Here is a 20,679-nt window from a genome sequence, read left to right as displayed (position 1 = left end):
GGCCCTTCGGCGTGCCCTTGGCTCTACGGGCCCGAACGGCCTGCGGGCTACTTGAGCGCCTGCGCCAGCTCGGCGAGCTCGTCGTACGAGGCGGTGCCGGTGAGGAGCGTCGTGCCGCCGCCGTCCTGCGAGGTCAGCGCGCGGGCCTTGGTGCCCTGCACGCGGTCCCAGGTGCGGCCGGCCACGTCCGCGGTGCCGTCCGGCTTGGCGCCGTCGACCTTGTCGGACAGCAGCGAGTCCTTCGGGACGTCGCTCTGCTCGACCGCCGCGTACTGGCCGGAGGGCGTGACGAAGCCCAGGTGCCAGGCGTTGCCCTTGCCGTTGCTCAGCGCGGCCGGCTGGTAGCTGACCGACGTGGCGCGCCACTTGTCGGACAGCCCCTCGGGGGCGACCAGCTTGTACGGCGCGGCACGCTTCGCGGTGGCCGCCTCGACCCGGTACTCGACCTTGTGCGGGGGCACACTGTCCGCGTCGTGCGGGAGGAACAGGTACCCGACCCACACCACGCCGCCGACCGCCAGCATCGACAGGACCATGTCCCGCACGCTCTGCCGGCCCCTCATGCCCTTGCTCTCTCCTGCCACCCCCACATGGTGACCCATCCACACACCGGACCGGTCACCCGGGGTACCCACGTACGGGTGAAGCGGGACGAACCGGTGCTTACCGGGAGGAGCCGGGGCCGAGCGTGGCGACCCGCGCCACAGACAGTCATCTCTAAGGCAGATACGATCGCAGGACCCTCACCACGGCGTTCGACCAGGCAGTAGTCGGGCGCTCACTGGCCGTCGCGTACAGAGAGGTAACGACGATGACCACGCAGTACCCGCACCACCTTCCCAGTGCCCTGGAGGTCGCGCCCGAGGCTCCCGACCGGAACCTCGCGCTCGAGCTCGTCCGGGTCACCGAGGCGGCGGCGATGGCCGCCGGCCGGTGGGTCGGCCGCGGCGACAAGAACGGCGCCGACGGCGCAGCCGTCAAGGCGATGCGCACCCTCGTCTCGACCGTCTCGATGAACGGCGTGGTCGTCATCGGCGAGGGCGAGAAGGACGAGGCGCCCATGCTCTACAACGGCGAACGGGTCGGCGACGGCACCGGCGCCGAGTGCGATGTCGCGGTCGACCCGGTCGACGGCACCACGCTCACCGCCAAGGGCATGAACAACGCCGTCGCGGTGCTCGCCGTCGCCGACCGGGGCACCATGTTCGACCCCAGCGCCGTGTTCTACATGGACAAGCTGGTCGCCGGTCCCGAGGCCGCCGACTTCGTCGACATCACCGCCCCGCCGGCCGTCAACATCCGCCGGGTCGCCAAGGCCAAGGGCAGCGCCGTCGAGGACGTCACGGTCGTCGTCCTGGACCGCCCGCGCCACGACGGTCTGGTCCGCCAGATCCGCGAGGCGGGCGCCCGGATCAAGTTCATCTCGGACGGCGACGTGGCCGGCGCCATCATGGCCGCCCGCGAGGGCACCGGCGTCGACCTCCTGATGGGCGTCGGCGGCACCCCCGAGGGCATCATCGCGGCCTGCGCGATGAAGTGCATGGGCGGCGTGATCCAGGGCCGCCTGTGGCCCAAGGACGACGCCGAGCGGCAGAAGGCCCTCGACGCCGGGCACGACCTCGACCGGGTGCTCACCACCGACGACCTGGTCAGCGGCGAGAACGTGTTCTTCGTCGCGACCGGCATCACCGACGGCGAGCTGCTGCGCGGCGTGCACTACCGCTCGGAGACCGCCACCACCAGCTCGCTGGTGATGCGTTCCAAGAGCGGCACCATCCGCGAGATCCACTCCACGCACAAGCTGTCCAAGCTGCGGGCCTACAGCGCGATCGACTTCGACCGCGCCAACTGAGGCTCCGCGGCCACGAGTTCAGGGCCAAGAGTTCAGGGCCACGAGTTCCACGGCTACGAGCTCACGGATACGAGTTCACGACCAAGAGCTCACGGCACAGCGCGACGCGGCCCCGGCGGAATCCCCCTCCGCCGGGGCCGCGGTGCGTTCCGGGTCCGCCGGGCGCCGCCGGCCGTCAGCCCGCTATCCGCCGGTGGGCCGTCGAGACCCGGGCCGCCTCGCGCAGCTCCGACTCCCGGCGGCGGCGACGGGCCAGCACCACGCGCCGCTCGGCGGCCGTCAGCCCGCCCCAGACGCCGTACGGCTCCGGCTGCGCCAGCGCGTGCTCGCGGCACTCCAGCAGCACCGGGCAGCGGGCGCACACCCGCTTCGCCCGGTCCTCGCGCGACAGCCGGGCCGCCGTCGGCTCCTTGGACGGCGCGAAGAACAGCCCCACTTCGTCCCGTCGGCACGCGGCCCCGGTGTGCCAGGGGTTGTCCTCCCCCTGCGGGCCCTGGGGGCCCTGACCGGCCGGGGAGCCCTGCGGCTGCGGACGGCTGTCGGGGCGGGGCTCCAACAGCTGCGCGGCGGCGACGGGCGAGGTGGTGCGGGACTCGATCGGATGCAGCACGGCCGTACTCCTGACGAGACTCTCGGACACGGGGAAGCTCGCTCCCCTGCCCGGCTGCGAGCCCCCGCTCTCCACTCCCGGGCGGCCGCTGGGCCGCCCCCGGTGCGCAGCCGTACAAGAAGCGATGTGCGAGAGGGAATACCCCGCCGGGCCGCGATTCATGCACACTGCACGCAATCGACTACCCAGTGCACCCGCCACAACGCCGGGTGCCCGGCCGGGAGTTGCTCCCACGGCCGGGCACCGGTCGGATCACGCGCAGGTCGGCCGCGTGGCGGCCGACCGTCAACCGCGGCTATTCGACGCCGAGTTGCTTGCGCACCCACTCCTTGATCTTCTTGCCCCGGCGCGGCTTGGCGTCGCAGCCGCCGAAGATCGCGGTGCCCCGGATCCGGACCACCGGGGCGTAAGGGTCCGCCGCCGTCTGCTCCTTGACGTCGAAGCCGCCGAAGATGCCGACGCCGCCGCCGTGCAGGCTGACGTTCTCCGGCACCCGCACCTCGACGCCGCCGAACAGCGCCAGCACGTCGATGACGACCTCGGGCGACTCGAAGACGGCGTCGCTCAGGTCGATGTCCACGCCGCCGAAGACCGCGACCACCTTCAGGTGCGAGCCGACCCGCCACCGGCCCTTGCGGGACGAGCCGCCGAAGATCGCCACCATCTGCGGCGCCTCCTGACGGGCCGGCGGCTGCGCCGGGGCGGCCGGGCGGGCGGGGGCGTCCAGCGGCGGCTTCTCGAAGGAGATCGGACGGTGGCTGGGCAGGTCGCGGGTGAGCGGCACCAGCTCGCCGAGCGTCTTCGCGCCGTACGCGGCCTCGATGCGCTCGGCGTGCTCGTCGACGTCCAGCCGGCCCTCGGCGTAGGCGTCGCGCAGCAGCTCGGCCACCCGCTCGCGGTCGGCGTCCGAGGCGCGCATGTCGGCCTCGGCCACCGGGGCGTGCGCGGCCGGGGCGGGGGCCGGGGCCAGCCGGGGCTCGGGGGCGCCCTGCGGCGCCGGTTCGGGATGGTTCTCGGGCTTGGTCATCGGCACGGGCGCCGGCACGGGCGGCTGCCCCTGATCGTCCTGCGGCGGCGAGTTGTCCACGGGCCAAGACTAGTCGCTCGCACTGCTGCCCGAGTGAGCCCGGTCACGCAGGCTGCCCTGTCCGCATGCGCGCGATCTGCGGGTCCTACCCTGGATGGTGCTTCGCCGACGCAGCCGGATCACTGGAAACCTAAGGACCGCCCCCATGGCTCCCACGCCAGACTTCGAGTACAGCGACCTGCTCCCCCTGGGCGCTGACGAGACCCCGTACCGCAAGCTCACCTCCGAGGGTGTCTCCACCTTCGAGGCCGGCGGCCGCACCTTCCTCCAGGTCGAGCCCGAGGCGCTGCGGCTGCTCACCGCCGAGGCGATGCACGACATCTCGCACTACCTGCGCCCCGCCCACCTCGCCCAGCTGCGCCGCATCCTGGACGACCCGGAGGCCAGCCCCAACGACCGCTTCGTCGCGCTGGACCTGCTGAAGAACGTCAACATCTCGGCCGGCGGCATCCTGCCGATGTGCCAGGACACCGGCACCGCGATCGTCATGGGCAAGCGCGGCCAGCACGTGCTCACCTCCGGCGCCGACGAGTCCGCCATCGCGCGCGGCGTGTACGACGCGTACACCAAGCTCAACCTGCGCTACTCCCAGATGGCCCCGGTGACCATGTGGGACGAGAAGAACACCGGCAACAACCTGCCGGCCCAGATCGAGCTGTACGCCACCGACGGCGACGCGTACAAGTTCCTGTTCATGGCCAAGGGCGGCGGCTCCGCCAACAAGTCGTACCTGTACCAGGAGACCAAGGCCATCCTGAACGAGGCGAGCATGCTCTCGTTCCTGGAGCAGAAGATCCGCTCGCTCGGCACCGCCGCGTGCCCGCCGTACCACCTGGCCATCGTGATCGGCGGCACCAGCGCCGAGTTCGCGCTCAAGACCGCCAAGTACGCCTCGGCGCACTACCTCGACAACCTGCCGACCTCGGGCGACGCGAAGACCGGCCACGGCTTCCGCGACCTGGAGCTGGAGCAGAAGGTCACCGAGCTGACCCAGAAGATCGGCATCGGCGCCCAGTTCGGCGGCAAGTACTTCTGCCACGACGTGCGCGTCGTCCGCCTGCCGCGCCACGGCGCCTCGCTGCCGGTCGCCATGGCCGTCTCCTGCTCCGCCGACCGCCAGGCGCTCGGCAAGATCACCGCCGAGGGCGTGTTCCTGGAGCAGCTCGAGACCGACCCGGCCAAGTACCTGCCGGACACCACCGACGAGCACCTCGACGACGACGTGGTGCGCATCGACCTCGACCAGCCGATGTCCGCGATCCGCGCCGAGCTCTCCAAGTACCCGGTGAAGACCCGGCTCTCGCTCACCGGCACGCTCGTCGTCGCCCGCGACATCGCGCACGCCAAGATCAAGGAGCGCCTGGACGCCGGCGAGGGCATGCCCAAGTACCTCCAGGACCACCCGGTCTACTACGCGGGCCCGGCCAAGACCCCCGAGGGCTACGCCTCCGGCTCCTTCGGCCCCACCACGGCCGGCCGGATGGACTCCTACGTCGACCAGTTCCAGGCGGCCGGCGGCTCGATGGTCATGCTCGCCAAGGGCAACCGCAGCAAGCAGGTCACCGACGCGTGCGCCGCGCACGGCGGCTTCTACCTCGGCTCGATCGGCGGCCCGGCGGCCCGGCTCGCCCAGGACTGCATCAAGAAGGTCGAGGTCCTGGAGTACGCCGAGCTCGGCATGGAGGCCGTCTGGCGCATCGAGGTCGAGGACTTCCCGGCCTTCATCGTCGTCGACGACAAGGGCAACGACTTCTTCCGCGAGACCACCGAGGGCCCGCTGATCACCAACCTGCGGGTGCGCTCGAAGGAGTAGCCGCCCCACCTGATGCCCACCGCCTCGGTCGCACTCGTTGCGACCGGGGCGGTGTCGTCGTTGACGGTTGTGCACGGGGAGTTGCCGCACGATCGACGGAGAACGCCAGGTTGGCCAAGACGACGGTGGACGTTGACGACGAGATCCTCGCGGAGGCCATGCGCCTGATGGGGACCACCACGAAGAAGGAGACCATCAACAACGCACTGGCCGACTACGTCAGCCGGATGAAGCGGCTGGAGGCTCCCGCACGGCCGTCCGCCGAGGACCACGGCTCGTGCCGGGAGACCAGCTACCTCCTGCGCTCCCCCGCCAACGCACAGGGACTCATGGAGGCCGTCGCCCGTGACCGGGCCAACCTGGCTCACGCGTCGAAGTCGTATTCCAGGACGTAGGACGCGGCGTCGAGGATCATCTCGTTCAGCTCGACGACCTGGCCCTCGTCGGCGAAGGCGGTGCGGCAGATCAGGATGACCGGGGTGCCGGCGCCGAGGTCCAGGCGCGCGCCCTCCTCGGCGCTCGGCATGCGCGAGCGCACCTCCTCGCGGAAGTGGACGGGCTTCGCGCCGATCTCGGCCAGGCGGGCATAGGTGCCGCCCGGACCGGTGTCCTCGCGGGTGATCGCCGTGCCGGCGACCAGGCCGGCCGGGAGGTAGGAGGTGGACAGCAGCACCGGCTTGCCGTCCAGCACGAAGCGGCGGTGGCGCACGCACATCGGCTCGCCCGGGTCGACGCCGAGGACGCGGGCCACGTGCTCGGGCGCGCCGCGCTCGGTGACCGACACCTGGTCGACGACCAGGGTGCGCCGGTCGATGTCCGCAGACCATATCGACCGCCCGGACCCCCACTGCCCCTGCGCGAGCCGCTGGATCCCGCGCCGTCGCAGCGGGCGGAAGTCCCGGACGAACACCCCGGCGCCCCGGCGGGCCTCGGCGATGCCCTCGCTCTGCAGCACCCCGAGGGCCTGGCGGGCGGTCATCCGGGCGACGCCGTACTCGTCCATGAGGTCGTTCTCGCCCGGCAGCCGGTCGCCCGCGCGGTACTCGCCGGCGTCGATGGCCGCCCTGAGCGTGTCGGCGATCCGCTGGTACTTGGGCTGCTTGTCGCCACTGCTGCCGGTCATCGCCGCTCCCTCTCCCTCTCGGAAATCGTAGGCGCGCCCGCGGCCGCAAGTAAGGAGATACGACCGTTGACATCTCTAGAGATATTAGCTTCTCTAGAGATGCTGGGTAGTCGCCGAGCGTCGCCACGGACGCGCGGACAGCGACCACAGAGCAAGGGAGAGTGCGGTGAACCCCCGTCAGCGCAACGCCGCCGCCTACCGGCCACACCTGGGTGACCGCGTCCTCGACCGGAGGACCGGGCGCACCGGCATCTACATGGACACCATCGGCGGCGAGCACTACCTCCGCCCCGAGTCCGGCGGCCGCGAATGGACCGCCGACCCGACCCACGTCACCCCGGCCCCCGGCCCGGCGGGCGACGAACCCGACTCCGACCCGACCGGAAGACCCACCCCGCACGCGGGCGGCGGGGCCGCGCCGGCGCGGGTATCGACCAGCTCGAGCCGCCGTCAACTCCCGACCCGGCAAAGGAGACCGACGCCGTCCAGCTGAATGGCACCGGCTTCAGCAATTGCGAACAAATGCACGCAAATAGCAGTATTCCGGGCCTACAACTCCTTCGCTGAACCGGAAATTCCGGAACGCCCCACACTCGCGATCGGGAACGTTACGGATAGCAGCGATCACAATGCGTGCATCAGATGCGAATCAGCCGCCCCGGCTTTCATTTACTCGCCGGACGTGCCGACACGGCCCCGCTCGCCACCACCCATAGCAGGCAAATCGACGCCAATACGACAAGCACCCCGCGCCCGAAGCGATCGGGCGCGGGGCGCAAGCCGGGTTCGGAACTTACGGGCGGCTGTTGATCACACCCGCGAAGGCCCCGGCGGCCGTCGCGACGTAACCGACGGTCACAACGGCAGTAGAAACCGCAACCACAGCTATACGACGGATCTTGCTCATGCCGCCTCCCCTCTGCAAAGTCCACCCCCATCGAGTGAACATGCGTTCGATCCTACATGCCGTCAGGCTCTGCATCAGGGGAATTGGAGCCGACAGCGGATCCCCACGGAAGGACACTGGCACGCGACCTCACGGCATTACGGACGGCTGGCGATGATGCCCTCCGGCTCGTAGACCTCACCCGGCTTGCCGGTCGCCGGCGTGGCGGGTTCCACGACGCGCGTGGCCTCGTCGCCGAACAGTTCGCCCTCCAGGGCCGCCTTGTCGGCGGCGGTGGGCTCGGTGTACGTGGTCGGGTTCGAGGACGCGGCCACCGCGCCCTCGACAGCCTTGCCGGCCTCCACAGCGGCAGCCGGGGCCGACGTCTGCGCCTTGGTGTCGGGCGTCGTCGGCACCGGGGTCTCGCTCTGGTCGTTGGCCATTGGGCGGCCGCCTTTCGGTCATCAATGTCTTCAGCCCGACCTGCTTGGCGCGGGCGCGCGGACAGTATCGTAGGGTTGATTAAATGTCCGATAAACATCGTGCGGCTTGTGGTGCCGTCCGGCAGAGTCGGCCGTCCGCCTAAGCTGAACGGCCACGGCGGACCGCCGAGCGCCCTTCACGGAATCGACACCACAGGCCATCGGGGGACTTCATGGAGTTTCGGGAGACGCCGCCTGTGCCTGCGCTGCGCTTCCAGGTCCTCGGTCCTGTCCAGGCCTGGCTCGACGAGAAACCCCTGTCGCTCGGTTCCCCCCAGCAACAGGCGATTCTGACCGCTCTTCTCCTGCATTCCGGCCGCCCGGTCACCACCCAGGACCTCGTCGACGGCCTGTGGGGAGACCGCCCGCCCGCGCAGGCCGTCGCCGCGCTGCGCACGTACGTCTCCCGGCTGCGCACCGTCATCGAACCCCGCCGCGAGGTCCGCGCACCCGCCGAGCTGCTGGTCTCGGTCGCCGACGGCTACGCCCTGCGCATCCCCGGCGACGCACTCGACGTGACGGTCTTCGAGAACCTCTCCGCCGAGGCCGCCGCCGCCCGGGCCGCGGGCGACCTCCACGAGACGCACCGCCTCCTCGTCCGCGCCCTCGGGCTGTTCAGCGGGCGCCCGCTCACCGGCGTCCCCGGCCCCTACGCGGAGGCACAACGCCTGCGGCTGGCCGAACGTCAGGTCGCGGCGTCCGAGGACATGTGCGCGGCAGCCCTCGACATCGGGCTGCACGCCGAGGTGGTGGGTGAGCTGAACTCGCTCACCGCCGAGCACCCCCTCCGGGAGCGGCTGCGGGAACTGCTGATGCTCGCCCTGTACCGCTGCGGTCGGCAGGCCGAGTCCCTGGGTGTCTACACCGACACCCGCAAGCTCCTCATCGACGAACTCGGGGTCGAACCCGGCGCCGGCCTGTCCGCGATGCACTCGCGCATCCTCGCCGCCGACCCGGCGCTCACGCTCCCCGCCGCCCCGGTCCGCGAGGACGGCCCGCCGACGCCTCCGCCGCCGGCCCAACTCCCCGCCGACGTATCGGACTTCAGTGGTAGATCCGGACTGGTCAACGACCTCTCCGCGGTCCTGATGAACGCCACCGGGCAAGCGGTCGTGGTGACCTCGCTGGCCGGCATCGGCGGGGTCGGGAAGACGACCCTCGCGGTCCACGTGGCCCACCGGGTGCGGGCCGAGTTCCCCGACGGCCAGCTGTACGTCGACCTGCGCGGTGCGGGCGCCTCGCCCGCCGACCCCGCCGTGGTCCTGGGTGACTTCCTGCACGCGCTCGGAGTCACGGACAACCCCGAGTCACTGGAACAGCGCGCCGCCCTCTACCGGTCGCTGCTGGCCAGTCGGCGCATGCTGATCCTTCTCGACAACGCCCGGGACGCCGACCAGATCCGGCCGCTCATCCCTGGGGTGTCCGGCTGCGCCGTACTCGCCACCAGTCGGTCCCGGCTGGCCGGCATTCCGGGTGCCCACCTCGTGGACGTCGAGGAACTGACCCCGGACGAGGCGCTGGCGCTCTTCTCCGCGATCGTCGGCGAGCATCGCGTCGCCGCCGAGCCCGAGGCCGCCATGGCCGTCGTCACCGCGTGCGGCTTCCTGCCGCTCGCCGTCCGGATCGCCGCCGCCCGACTGGCGAGCCGGCCGCGTTGGAGCGTATCGGACCTCGCTCGGCGGTTAGCCGACCAGCGGCGCCGCCTGGACGAACTTCAACTCGGCAACCTGGCGGTGGAGACCACCATCGGCCTCGGATACGGACAGCTCTCCAGCGCCGAGGCCCGCGCATTCCGGCTGCTCTCCCTGATCGACTCATCCGATCTGCCGCTGGCCGCCGTCGCGGCGCTCCTCGGCACGGACGAGGACTCGGCGGAGGAATTCGCCGAGGCACTCGTGGAAGCCAACATGCTGGAGTGCTTCACGCCCGGGCGCTACCGGTACCACGATCTGCTCCGGCTCTACGCCCAGCGTCAGAACCTGCGGATCGGCGACGTCGAAGAGCAGCAGGCCGCAGTGCGGCGGCTGCTCGATCTTCTGCTGCCCACCGTCCGAACCGCGGCGCAGGCCATCGAGCCGGACGACCAGTTGCCCGAACCGCTCAACGCATCGGGCTCGACGGGCTTGGCCCTGCCCGGAAACCTGGATGCGAGGCAGTGGCTGAGGGCTGAGGTCGCCCTGCTGCTCAGCTCGGTCGAGGCCGCGGTCCAGGGGCCGAGCGAACTGCTCCGTCCTGCCGTCGATCTGCTGATCGTTCTGGACAGCCTGGTCGAGGATCCGACGCACGGGCCCCGCGTGCGTCGGATCCTGGAGATGGCCGACCAGAACGCCCAGGGCTCGGGCGACTCCGACGCTCTCGCGCGCGTCCACTTCGCCCTCGGAACCCTGCAGTCGATCACCAACGACTTCCAGCAGGCCGAGCACTCGCTGTTGAAGAGCCTCAGCCTGCAGGATCCGGCGGAGGCGACCGTTCTCCGTTCGGCCACCGCCAACACCTTGGGCATCATCCTCAGCGTCGCCAACCGCTCCGCCGAGGCGCTGCCGTTCTTCGAACAGGCCCGCGCCATCAGCCGCGTCGTCGGTGCGCCGATCGGCGAAGCCCGGCTGCTCGGCAACATCGCCCGGGCACAACTGGACATCGGGGACGCACAGTCGGCTGTTCAGTCGGCGATCGAGGCGGTCAACACCGCGCGCGCGTCGAAGAACGGCCCCTGCCTCGCCGACACGCTCTACCAGCTCGGCGTCGTCATCTCGTCGACCGAAGCCCCGGCCGCCGCGGTGGGACACCTGCGCGAAGCGCACCACCTGTACCAGTCCCAGCAGAACCGTCTGCGCGAGGGCTACACCCTGGCCAGGCTCTCCTCGGCCCTGCTCGCCGCGGGCCAGCACGCCGAGGCGGCCGAGGCGGCCGAGGAGTCGCTCTCCATCGGACAGGAAATGGACGGCGCCTACTGCCAGGGCCTCGCCAACGCCGCGCTCGGCGAGGCGCTGCTCGCCCTCGCGCAGCCGGCGCGTGGGCTGGCGTGTCTGCGGGAGGCGCACGCGATGTTCACGCGGCTCGGTGTGCCGGAGGCCTCCCCCGTGGCGGTCCTCATCTCCCAGCAGCACACCGAGCCTGCCTCTTCCTCTCCCCCAGCGCCGTGAGGCCTCCGCCCCCCAGCGGATGACCTCCCCCGATTCGCGTTGCGTCGGCGCCCCCGCAGCCCCCCGGCTGCGGGAGCGCCCTCAACGCTTCCCCGGCGCTGGTCCCTACTGTGCACCGCGCCGATTGACGTTCGATAAACGTCGGATTGTCAGCCTGCGGAGTGGCGAAAACCGCAGGTCAGCGCCATCGCCCCCAGCGCGCCGAGCGGCGTGCGGGGTCGGCGCGCACCACCCCGGCCCGCACCGTCGTGCTTCCGCAACACCGTCCACAACGGCCCAAGAACGACGAGTTGGCCGGAAAGGGGCCCCACGGCGGTGTGATCACGCTTATTCTCGGATGCCAGTGCACACACAAGTGTCTGCCGGCGACGCATCAGGGTTCCAGAGTGCTCAGGGTTCCGGATTGCGCCGCGCAGTCCGTCCGTGTGCTGCGGAGAGCGTGACGCACCGCCACCGGCAGCGGCCGGCCAGGCTGGCGGAGGCCGGGGTGGAAGGGTGCCTCTCTATCGTGACGACCGGACAGATATCGGACCCGTTCCCCGTCGGCGAGGACGCGGGTGACGACGAGCCCGACGCCCGGCGGCGCCGGGCCGTGCGGGCGTTGCAGGCGGTCGCCTTCGACACGATCGGCGCCGGGTACGGCGAGGCGTTCCCGGCCAAGGACGGGCAGCTCGCGTGTGGCCGGCGGCTGCTGGCGGAGCTGGAGCCGGGGGCCCGGGTGCTCGACGTCGGCTGCGGCACCGGGGATCCGACGGTCCGCCAGCTGACCGCGGGCGGGCTGCGGGTCACCGGTATAGACCTCTCGGACGTGATGCTGACGCTGGCCGCGGACGCCCACCACCCGGGCGAGCACCCGCCCGTCTTCCACCGGATCGACCTCTACGACCTGGGCACCGAGCGCGCCGGGCGGGTCTGGAACGTCCCCGAGCTGGGGCCGGACGGGCGGGGCGGGTTCGCCGCCGTCACCGCCTTCTTCTCGCTGATCCTGCTGTCGCAGGACGAGATCCCGACGGTTCTCGGCCGCCTGCACGCGCTGCTGCGGCCGGGCGGGCTGCTGGCGCTCGGGATGGTGGAGGCCGATCTGGATCACGTTCCCCTTCCGTTCCTCGGCAGAGAGCTGCGGATCAGCGGGTATCTGAGGGAGGATCTGGAACGGGTTCTGGTCGCGTCCGGATTCGCCGTCGAGGAGTGTTCGGGGCACCCGTACGCGCCGGCCAGTACCTCGCTGCCGCCGGAGGAGCAACTGTTCCTCTGCTGTCGACGCGTCGGCTGACCACCCGGCGGCGCTGACCACCCGGCGGCGGAAGAGACCAGCAAGCAGAAGACTCCCAGAGCCCACCCCGAGCCCAGGACAGGCAGCCGTGCGCGACCAGCTCAACACCGAGGCCGGACAGCCGCCTGCCCTCCCCCAGCCGCGCAGCGAGCCCGCGGCGGCCGGGCGCGACGACGTGGCCGGGCGCCTCGGCTGGCTCGACTCGGCGACCCGGCGGATCAACAGCGCCCTTGACCTCGCGGCGACGCTGCGCAACGTGGGCCGGGTGCTGGTCCCGGCCCTCGCCGACGCCGCCGTCGTCCACCTGCGCGACCCGCTGCCCAATGTCGAGCGCGAACCCGGCTTCCCCGACGAGCTGCGCATCCACTACAGCACCGGCACCCGGATCGGCCGCCGCGGCCGGCCCAGCGGCGCCGAGGACCGCCGGCGCACCCGCTGGGGCACCCGCTCGAACGCCGACGGCGGGCCCGCCACCCCGGTGACCCGCGGCGGCGCCCTCGCCCACGCCCTGCTGAGCCGCCGTCCGGCCGAGGCCGCCGTGATCGGCACGCCCGCCGCCGAGCGCACCGAGACGCTGCTGCGCGAGCTGTACGGCACCCGGGGGCTCGCGCGGCTCGGCGCGGGCACGTCCGTCCTCGCCCTGCCGCTGCGCGGGCGCAAGGCCGTGCTCGGCCTGCTCGTGCTGATCCGCCGGCCTCCCGAACGCACCGGCCGCCCGGCGTTCGACGCCGCCGACACCGCGACCGCCGCCCACCTCGCCACCCAGGCCGGACTGGCCGTCGACACCGCCCTGCGGTACGCCCGCGAGTGGGAGATAGCCAACGAACTCCAGCGCAGCATGCTGCCGTTGCGCCTGCCCCAGCCGCACGGCGTGCGCCTCGCCCAGCGCTACCTGCCCGGCGAGCGCGGCGCCCAGGTCGGCGGTGACTGGTACGACGCGGTGCCGCTGCCCGGCAACCGGATCGCCCTGATCGTCGGCGACGTCATGGGCCACTCGCTCACCTCGGCCGCCATCATGGGCCAGCTGCGCACCAGCGCCCAGACCCTCGCCGCGCTCGACCTGCCGCCGCACGAGGTGCTGTACCACCTGGACGAACAGGCCCAGCGGCTCGGCCGCGAACAGCACCTGGCCACCTGCGTCTACGCGGTGTACGACCCGATCGCCAACCGCGTGGTGATCGCCAACGCCGGGCACGTGCCGCCGGTGCTCGTCCGGCCGGACGGGACGGCCGAGGTGGTCGAGCTCGACTCCGGGGCGCCGATCGGCGTCGGCGGGGTCGACTTCAACTCCGTCGAGCTGCCCGCCCCGCCCGGCTCGGCCCTGCTGCTGTTCACCGACGGCCTGGTCGAGACCCGCAGCCGCCCGCTCAGCGACGGCCTCGAACTGCTCCGCGCCAAGATCGCCGGCTCGACCTGGCACGCCCCCGAGCAGCTGTGCCAGGAGGCGCTGCGGATCCTGCCGCCGGGCGACCGCGGCGACGACATCGCCCTGCTCGGCGCCTGCTTCGACGGCATCCCGGCCGGGGACGTCGCGCACTGGTACCTCCAGCCGCGCAACGAGACGCCAGGGCGGGCCCGCCGGCTGGCCGCGCACACGCTGCGCCGCTGGGGGCTCGGCGAGCTCAGCGAGGCGACCGAGCTCATGGTCAGCGAGCTGGTCACCAACGCCGTCCAGCACGCCACCCGTCCGGTCACCCTCAGCCTGGTGCGCACCACCCGGCTGCGCTGCGAGGTCGGCGACGACAGCCCGCTGCTGCCCCGGCCGCGCCGGACCGGGCCGGAGGACGAACGGGGGCGCGGGCTGCAGATAGTGGCCCGGTGCGCCGACCGCTGGGGCGCGACCCGGCTGGGCACCGGCAAGGTGGTCTGGTTCGAGCAGCGGCTTCCCCAGTAGCGGACGCCATGACGGCGACGGGGACCCCGCCGCCGTCAGTGGAGCCGGTCAGACTCCCGCCGGTTCCTTCGCCGCTCCGGGCTCCCGCTCCTCCAGCCGCGCGATCAGCTGCTCGCCCTCCATGTCCACCCGCGGCACGACCTTCTCCAGCCGCTTCGGGAACCACCACGCCGCCTTGCCGAACAGCGCCATCGCGGCCGGCACCAGCGCCATCCGCACGACGAAGGCGTCCACCAGCACGCCCACCGCGAGGGCGAAGCCGATCGGCTGGACGATCGGGTCGTGGCCGAAGACGAACGAGCCGAACACCGACACCATGATCAGCGCGGCCGCCGTCACCACCCGGGCGCCGCCCCGCACCCCCGCCACCACGGCCTCGCGCGGCGCCATGCCGTGGACGTGCTGCTCCTTCATCCCGGAGACCAGGAACAGCTCGTAGTCCATCGCCAGCCCGAACAGCACCCCGATCAGCAGGATCGGCACGAAGCTCACCACCGGGCCGACCTTCGGCACGTCGATCAGGCCGTCCAGCCAGCCCCACTGGTAGACCGCGACCACCGCGCCGAGCGAGGCCGTGATGCTGAGCAGGAACCCGGCCACCGCCTTGAGCGGGACGAGCACCGAGCGGAACGCCAGCGCCAGCAGCACCATCGCGATGCCGACGATGACCGCGAGGAACGGCGGCAGCGCCTGGCCGAGCTTGGTGGAGACGTCGATGTTGGCGGCCGTGGTGCCGGTGACGGCGATGCCCGCGCCGGTCGAGGCCTTCAACTCGGCGCGCTGGTCGCGGATCTCGTTGACGAGCGACTTGGTGGCCGCGTCGTCGGGACCGCTCTGCGGGATGACGGTCAGCAGGGCCGTCCCGCTCGCGCGGTCGACGGCCGGCGGCAGCAGCGTCCGCACGCCCTCCAGCGTCTGCAGCTTCGCCGCCACGCCCTGCACCGCCTGGTCCGGCTGCGACGTGCCCTTCGCGTCCACGACCACGACGAGCGGCGCGTTGAAGCCGGGCCCGAAGCCCTCGCTCACGAGGTCGTACGCCTTGCGCGCGTCCGTCCCGGCGGCCTGCGAACCACCGCCCGGCAGGCCGAGGTTGAGGCTCGCGGCAGGCACCGCGAGGACGCCGAGGCCGGCCAGGCCGACGAGCAGGACGGGCAGCGGGCGGCGCACGACGAACGTGGCCCAGCGCTCGCCCATGGTCGTCCCGCCGCCCGGGCGCACGGCCCGCCGCCAGACCGGCAGCCGGTCGATCCGGCGGCCGACGAAGCCGAGCAGCGCGGGCAGCAGCGTGATCGCCACCAGGACGGCCACCACGACGGCGCCGGAGGCGGCGAGGCCCATCACGGTGAGGAACGGGACGCCCGCGACGGCGAGTCCGGCGAGCGCCACGACGACGGTCAGGCCCGCGAACACGACGGCGCTGCCGGCGGTCGCGGTGGCGCGCGCGGCGGCCTCCTCGGGCGTCAGGCCCTCGTCCAGGTGGCGGCGGTGGCGGGAGAGGATGAACAGCGCGTAGTCGATCCCGACCGCGAGGCCGACCATGAGCGCCAGCACGGGCGCGGTGGTGATGATCTCGAACGAGCCGGTGAGCGCGAGCAGTCCGGCCATCGCGACGCCGACGCCGACCAGGGCGGTGAGCAGCGGCAGCCCGGCGGCGACCAGCGAGCCGAGGGTGATCACCAGCACCACGCCGGCCACCACGAGTCCGATCGCCTCGCCGCCGTCGACCTGGGCCATCCTGTTGTACGCGTCGCCGCCGAAGGCGACGTCGAGCCCGGCCGCGCGGGCCGGTTCGGCGGCGGCCTTTACGGCGTCGCGCTGCTGGTCGGTGAGGTCGCCGAGCTTGCGGTCGAAGGAGACCAGCGCGATGGCGACCTTGCCGTCGGGCGAGACGGCGCCGGTGGCGTACGGGTCGGGCACGGCGGCCACGCCCGGGACGGCGGCGATCCGGTGGACGGCCTCGCCGACCGCCCGGCCCGCGTCCGGCGCCTTGATCCCCTCGGTGGCCGGGGCGGCGAAGACGATCTGCGCGGAGGCGTGGCCCTGCTGCGGGAACGTGTCCTTGATCCGGTCGAGGGTGGCCTGCGCCTCCGTGCCGGGGACCTTGAACTCGTTGCTCGTCTTGCCCGCGAACGCCCCGGCGGCACCGCCGACCGCGATCAGCACGGCGATCCAGACGGCCAGGACGGCCCGCCTGCGCCGGAAGCAGGAGCGGCCCAATCGGTACAGGTACGTGGCCATGGCTGACCCTCCGGTCCGGTCGTCGGGCAGGCGGGTGCCTGACCAGGTCTCGGATCCACCGTACGCTCGACTTTGTCAGATGACAAAGTCGAGCGACACGGGCGATGGACAGATTCGTTCGACGCAGTTACCCGACCATGGCGATACCCTGGCGGGATGGCACACGTCCCCGCCGCAGAACGACGGCCCCAGCTGGTGCAGGCCGCCCTCGACCTGATGAGCCGCGAGGGCATCGCGGCCGGCAGCACCCGGGCGATCGCGGCCGAGCTCGGCGTGGCCCAGGCGACGGTGCACTACACCTTCGGCACCAAGAAGGACCTCTACCGGGCCGTCGTCGAGCAGCTGACCGCCGACTTCATCGGCCAGGTCCGGGCCGCCTCCCCCGGTGACGGCCCGTTCGGCGAGCAGGTCCGCACGCTCGTGCACGCGCTCTGGGACGCCGCCACCGGCGAGGAGGGGCGCTGCGTGCTGCTCAGCGAGTTCGGCTCGCTGGCGATGCGCGACGCTGACCTGCAGGAGATCATGCTCGCGCTCCAGCGCGAGGTCGAGGGCACGGCGACCGAGATGCTCACCGCCCTCGCGGCGGCGCACGGGCTGAGCCTGCCGATGCCGGCGCGCGAGATCGCCGTCCACTTCCTCAGCGGCTTCGACGGCCTGACGGCGCGCTACCTCGCGCTGGGCGCCGCGCCCGACGCCGAGCCGGACGCGGACACCGTACGGGCGCTGGACCTGCTGGTCGCGACGACGGTCGGGCTCTGCCTGGGAGCGCCGGCGCAGATCCCCGGTTAGGACACGCCCTACTCGACGATCCGGACCGGGAGTTCGGCCAGCACCTCGCGCAGCGAGGCGGCGAAGCGGTCGTACTCGGCGCTGCGGGCCGAACCCGGGCGGGTGGCCAGGCCGATCCGGCGGCCGGGCGCGGGGGCGGCGAAGCGGACGGCGGCGAGCCGGTCGGCCCGGCCGGCCTCGACGTCCAGCGCGGTCGCGGGCAGCAGCGTCACCCCGAGGCCCCCGGCGACGAGTTGGACCAGCGTGGACAGCCCGGCCGCCCGGGTGGTCGACCCGGCCTGGTCGGCGCCGACCTCGCGGCAGATGTCGAGGGCCTGGTCGCGCAGGCAGTGGCCCTCCTCCAGCAGGAGCACGTCCAGGTCGAGCAGGACGTCGCGCGGGACGTCGACCCGGCCGGCGAGCGGGTGCCCGGGCGGGGTCAGCAGCACGAAGTCCTCGTCGAACAGCGGGATGTCCCGGGTCGGCGAGGTGCCGCCGGCCGGGAGCGCGAGCAGCAGGACGTCCAGCCGCCCGGCGGCCAGCCCCTCCAGCAGCGAGGGCGTGCGCTCCTCGTGGACGTGCAGCTCCAGCTCGGGGTAGCGGTCGCGGACCAGCCGCAGCACGGTGGGCAGCAGGTAGGGCGCGACGGTCGGGATGACGCCGAGGTGCAGCGGCCCGGTGAACGGGCGGCGCGCGGCCTCGACCTCCTCGGTGAGCGCCTGGAGCGACGCGAGCACTCGGCGGGCGTGCGCGTGCACGCGCTCCCCCAGTGGCGTCACGATCACCTTGCGCGTCGTACGCTCGACGAGCTGGGCACCCAGCGACTCCTCCAGTGCCGCGACCGCCCCGGACAGCGCGGGCTGGCTGGTGCCGGTGGCGGCGGCGGCCTCGCGGAAGTGCCGGTACTCGGCGACCGCGACGAACGCCCTGAGCTGGGCGACCGTGGGCGTACGGGGGCTACGGGCGGGGCCGGGGGCCGCGGTGGGCTGGCTATTGATAGCTCTCTCCGATCAGACCCATCGATTGTAGCTATTTCCCTGATCAGTCCACGATGTGGAATCGTTGAGACCTGTCCGTAATCCGGACAACTCCCCGCAGTCTCATTACAGGAGAAGCGAACGTGCTCACGATCGGTGACAAGTTCCCCGAGTTCGACCTCAAGGCCTGTGTCGACCTGGACGCCGCGAACGCCTTCGCCGACATCAACCACAAGTCCTACGAGGGCAAGTGGAAGATCGTCTTCTTCTGGCCGATGGACTTCACCTTCGTCTGCCCGACCGAGATCGCCGCGTTCGGCAAGCTGAACGACGAGTTCGCCGACCGCGACGCCCAGATCCTGGGTGTCTCGGGCGACTCCGAGTTCGTGCACCACGCCTGGCGCAAGGACCACAAGGACCTGCGCGACCTGCCCTTCCCGATGCTGGCCGACGTCAAGCACGAGCTGATGCAGGCCTGTGGCGTCGAGGGCGCCGACGGCACCGCCCAGCGCGCGGTGTTCATCGTCGACCCGAACAACGAGATCCAGTTCGTCATGGTCACCGCCGGCTCCGTCGGCCGTAACCCGAAGGAGGTCCTGCGCGTGCTGGACGCCCTGCAGACCGACGAGCTGTGCCCCTGCAACTGGAACAAGGGCGAGGACACCCTCGACGCCCAGGCCCTGCTGGCGGGCTGACCCATGGCCCTCGACGACCTGAAGTCCGCCCTCCCGGACTACGCCAAGGACCTCAAGCTCAACCTGGGCTCGGTCATCGGCAACTCCGACCTCCCCGCCCAGCAGCTGTGGGGCACCGTCCTCTCCTGCGCGATGGCCACCCGCAGCCCCGCCGTGCTGCGCGAGCTGGAGCCCGAGGCGAAGGCCAACCTCTCCCCGGAGGCGTACAACGCCGCCAAGGGCGCCGCGGCCGTCATGGGGATGAACAACGTCTACTACCGGACGCTGCACCTGCTCTCCGACAAGGAGTACAGCAGCATGCGGGCCGGTCTGCGGATGAACATCATCGGCACTCCGGGCGTCGAGAAGGCCGACTTCGAGCTCTGGTGCTTCGCGGTCTCGGCCATCAACGGCTGCGGCCAGTGCCTCGACTCGCACGAGGCCGTGCTGCGCAAGGCCGGTGTCGAGCGCGAGGTCATCCAGGCCTCGATGAAGATCGCCGCCGTCCTCCAGGCCGTGGCGGGCGTCCTCGACTCCGAGGCCGTCCTCGCCGCCGTCGACGCCTGACGGACACGCACACTAAAGGGCCCCGCCGGACGAACCGTCGGGCGGGGCCCTTCGTCGTTCTCAGTCGGCGACCGGCGCCGGGGCGGGAGCGCCGGCCGGCGCCGAGGCGGTGCGCTCGGCGGCCTCGCGGGCGTTCTCCAGCGCGGTGAAGACGGCCTGGCCGGCCTCGTTGCGCCGGCGCAGGTGCGTCACGACGGTGTTGGTGACCGCGATCAGCGGGACGGCCACGACCGCGCCTCCGATGCCGCCGATGATGCCGCCGGCCGCGACGCCGAGCACGACGCCCAGCGGGTGGACCCGCACCGCCCGTCCGAGGATCAGCGGCTGGAGCACGTGGCTCTCGATCTGCATCACCGCGACCAGCACGACCAGCACCATCAGCGCCGTCCACGGCCCCTGCGTGACCAGCGCGATCAGGACGGCCGCGGTGCCCGTGACGAGCGCGCCGACCAGCGGCACGAAGGCGCCCAGGAAGATGATCACGGCCAGCGGCATCGCCATCGGCACGCCCAGCAGGTCGATCCCGATGCCGATGCAGACCGCGTCGATGAACGCCACGCACACGGTGCCGCGCACGTACGCGGTGAGCGTCGTCCAGGCCTTCGGCCCGGCGCCGGCCATCGCGAAGCGGGAGTGCCGGGGCAGCCCGCGCAGGGCCCAGTTCCAGATCTTCTGGCCGTCGTAGATGAAGAAGAACGTGGTGAAGAAGGTCATCAGCACCGCGGTCAGCACCTCGACGGCGATCTGCGCGGTGGTAAGCGAGGCCGAGGTGATCTGGTCGGTGTTGGTGGTGATCGCCTTGGTGATCTGGTTGGCGAAGTCGGTGATCTGCTGCTGGGTCAGGTGCAGCGGGCCGTCGGTCAGCCAGTCCCGCAGCTGGATGACACCCTTCTGGACCTGGTTGGTGACGTCCGACAGGTTCGTGCTGACCTGCCAGACCACGAACCAGCCGACCAGCCCGATCCCGGCCAGGCCACTCAGGAACACCCCGACGGCCGCGAGCGGGCGCGGCACGCCGTGGCGGCGCAGCCAGGAGACCGAGGGCTCCAGCAGGGCCGAGATCAGCAGCGAGGCCAGCACCGAGAAGGCGACCAGCCGCAGCATGTCGACGACGTAGAAGACGACGTAGAGCGCGGCACCGAGCAGCAGCAGCCGCCACGTCGACTCGGCGGCCACCCGAAGGCCCCACGGCACGGCCTCGACGGGCGTCGCGGGCCGGCCGGGGTGGTACTCGCGGGGGTGCGCGCCCTGGGCGCCGGGCGCGGCGGACGCGGGCGGTGCCGCCGGGGTGG

General features: G+C 72.1%; 18 protein-coding genes. 10 read left to right on the top strand and 8 right to left on the bottom strand.

Annotated features, from left to right (window positions below; translation table 11 throughout):
* Positions 1-47: 47 nt before the first annotated feature.
* Positions 48-563 carry a DUF4245 domain-containing protein gene (locus tag AB0O00_RS11795; RefSeq protein WP_363650669.1) on the bottom strand — a complete coding sequence of 172 codons (516 nt, stop codon included), beginning with the start codon at positions 561-563 and terminating at the stop codon, positions 48-50.
* A gap of 248 nt (positions 564-811) precedes the next feature.
* On the opposite strand from AB0O00_RS11795, the gene glpX reads away from it, so the two are divergent.
* The gene (gene glpX, locus AB0O00_RS11790; RefSeq protein WP_359963404.1) at positions 812-1,852 is read left to right on the top strand and encodes a class II fructose-bisphosphatase; all 1,041 of its coding nucleotides are present in this window, start codon (positions 812-814) and stop codon (positions 1,850-1,852) included.
* A gap of 175 nt (positions 1,853-2,027) precedes the next feature.
* Here the strand turns inward: glpX and AB0O00_RS11785 are convergent, their stop codons facing one another.
* Together AB0O00_RS11785 and AB0O00_RS11780 are read right to left on the bottom strand one after the other, a co-directional pair.
* Positions 2,028-2,462 (bottom strand): WhiB family transcriptional regulator, encoded by a 435-nt coding sequence (locus AB0O00_RS11785; RefSeq protein WP_363650667.1) that lies wholly within the window; start codon positions 2,460-2,462, stop codon positions 2,028-2,030.
* Positions 2,463-2,757: 295 nt separating this feature from the next.
* Positions 2,758-3,549, bottom strand: a complete 792-nt coding sequence (locus AB0O00_RS11780) for a DUF1707 domain-containing protein (RefSeq protein ID WP_363650665.1) — start codon at positions 3,547-3,549, stop codon at positions 2,758-2,760.
* Positions 3,550-3,694: 145 nt separating this feature from the next.
* Here AB0O00_RS11780 and AB0O00_RS11775 point away from each other — a divergent pair, with 145 nt between their 5' ends.
* Both AB0O00_RS11775 and AB0O00_RS11770 read left to right on the top strand, forming a co-directional pair.
* Positions 3,695-5,362: a fumarate hydratase gene (locus tag AB0O00_RS11775; protein WP_363650663.1), complete on the top strand. Its 1,668-nt coding sequence runs from the start codon at positions 3,695-3,697 to the stop codon at positions 5,360-5,362.
* A 110-nt stretch (positions 5,363-5,472) separates the two neighbouring features.
* Entirely contained in the window at positions 5,473-5,757 is a 285-nt protein-coding gene (locus AB0O00_RS11770; protein WP_363650661.1) for a type II toxin-antitoxin system VapB family antitoxin, read from the top strand.
* On the opposite strand, the gene AB0O00_RS11765 is transcribed toward AB0O00_RS11770, so the two are convergent.
* Positions 5,727-6,485, bottom strand: a complete 759-nt coding sequence (locus tag AB0O00_RS11765) for a GntR family transcriptional regulator (protein ID WP_363650659.1) — start codon at positions 6,483-6,485, stop codon at positions 5,727-5,729. The genes AB0O00_RS11770 and AB0O00_RS11765 overlap by 31 nt on opposite strands.
* Positions 6,486-6,651: 166 nt before the next feature.
* Between AB0O00_RS11765 and AB0O00_RS11760 the strand changes: the two genes are divergently transcribed.
* Positions 6,652-6,978: a hypothetical protein gene (locus tag AB0O00_RS11760; RefSeq protein ID WP_363650657.1), complete on the top strand. Its 327-nt coding sequence runs from the start codon at positions 6,652-6,654 to the stop codon at positions 6,976-6,978.
* A 551-nt stretch (positions 6,979-7,529) separates the two neighbouring features.
* Here the strand turns inward: AB0O00_RS11760 and AB0O00_RS11755 are convergent.
* Positions 7,530-7,814 (bottom strand): hypothetical protein, encoded by a 285-nt coding sequence (locus AB0O00_RS11755; RefSeq protein WP_363650655.1) that lies wholly within the window; start codon positions 7,812-7,814, stop codon positions 7,530-7,532.
* Positions 7,815-8,050: 236 nt separating this feature from the next.
* On the opposite strand from AB0O00_RS11755, the gene AB0O00_RS11750 reads away from it, so the two are divergent.
* The 3 genes from AB0O00_RS11750 (at position 8,051) to AB0O00_RS11740 (ending at position 14,163) form a co-directional block, all read left to right on the top strand.
* Positions 8,051-10,996 carry a BTAD domain-containing putative transcriptional regulator gene (locus tag AB0O00_RS11750; RefSeq protein ID WP_363650653.1) on the top strand — a complete coding sequence of 982 codons (2,946 nt, stop codon included), beginning with the start codon at positions 8,051-8,053 and terminating at the stop codon, positions 10,994-10,996.
* A gap of 508 nt (positions 10,997-11,504) precedes the next feature.
* Entirely contained in the window at positions 11,505-12,269 is a 765-nt protein-coding gene (locus AB0O00_RS11745) for a class I SAM-dependent methyltransferase (protein WP_363650651.1), read from the top strand.
* Between the two features lie 88 nt (positions 12,270-12,357).
* A complete protein-coding gene (locus AB0O00_RS11740; protein WP_363650649.1) occupies positions 12,358-14,163 on the top strand; it encodes an ATP-binding SpoIIE family protein phosphatase in 1,806 nt (601 codons plus the stop codon).
* Between the two features lie 48 nt (positions 14,164-14,211).
* Here the strand turns inward: AB0O00_RS11740 and AB0O00_RS11735 are convergent, their stop codons facing one another.
* Positions 14,212-16,401, bottom strand: a complete 2,190-nt coding sequence (locus AB0O00_RS11735; RefSeq protein WP_363650647.1) for an MMPL family transporter — start codon at positions 16,399-16,401, stop codon at positions 14,212-14,214.
* Between the two features lie 156 nt (positions 16,402-16,557).
* Between AB0O00_RS11735 and AB0O00_RS11730 the strand changes: the two genes are divergently transcribed.
* Positions 16,558-17,190, top strand: a complete 633-nt coding sequence (locus tag AB0O00_RS11730; RefSeq protein ID WP_363650646.1) for a TetR family transcriptional regulator — start codon at positions 16,558-16,560, stop codon at positions 17,188-17,190.
* Between the two features lie 8 nt (positions 17,191-17,198).
* Here the strand turns inward: AB0O00_RS11730 and AB0O00_RS11725 are convergent, their stop codons facing one another.
* Positions 17,199-18,167: a LysR substrate-binding domain-containing protein gene (locus tag AB0O00_RS11725; protein WP_363650671.1), complete on the bottom strand. Its 969-nt coding sequence runs from the start codon at positions 18,165-18,167 to the stop codon at positions 17,199-17,201.
* 122 nt (positions 18,168-18,289) lie between these two features.
* Here AB0O00_RS11725 and AB0O00_RS11720 point away from each other — a divergent pair, with 122 nt between their 5' ends.
* Positions 18,290-18,841 carry a peroxiredoxin gene (locus AB0O00_RS11720; RefSeq protein ID WP_329927373.1) on the top strand — a complete coding sequence of 184 codons (552 nt, stop codon included), beginning with the start codon at positions 18,290-18,292 and terminating at the stop codon, positions 18,839-18,841.
* 3 nt (positions 18,842-18,844) lie between these two features.
* Positions 18,845-19,387, top strand: coding sequence for an alkyl hydroperoxide reductase (locus tag AB0O00_RS11715; protein WP_363650643.1), 543 nt, complete (start codon positions 18,845-18,847; stop codon positions 19,385-19,387).
* A gap of 60 nt (positions 19,388-19,447) precedes the next feature.
* Here AB0O00_RS11715 and AB0O00_RS11710 read toward each other — a convergent pair.
* On the bottom strand, positions 19,448-20,679 hold a 1,232-nt coding region (locus AB0O00_RS11710; protein ID WP_363650641.1), incomplete at its 5' end, for an AI-2E family transporter.

Source organism: Kitasatospora sp. NPDC093558, from assembly GCF_040683475.1.
Classification (GTDB): domain Bacteria; phylum Actinomycetota; class Actinomycetes; order Streptomycetales; family Streptomycetaceae; genus Kitasatospora.
The sequence above is the reverse complement of the archived record's forward strand: the minus strand, read 5'-3'. Positions and strand labels throughout refer to the sequence as shown.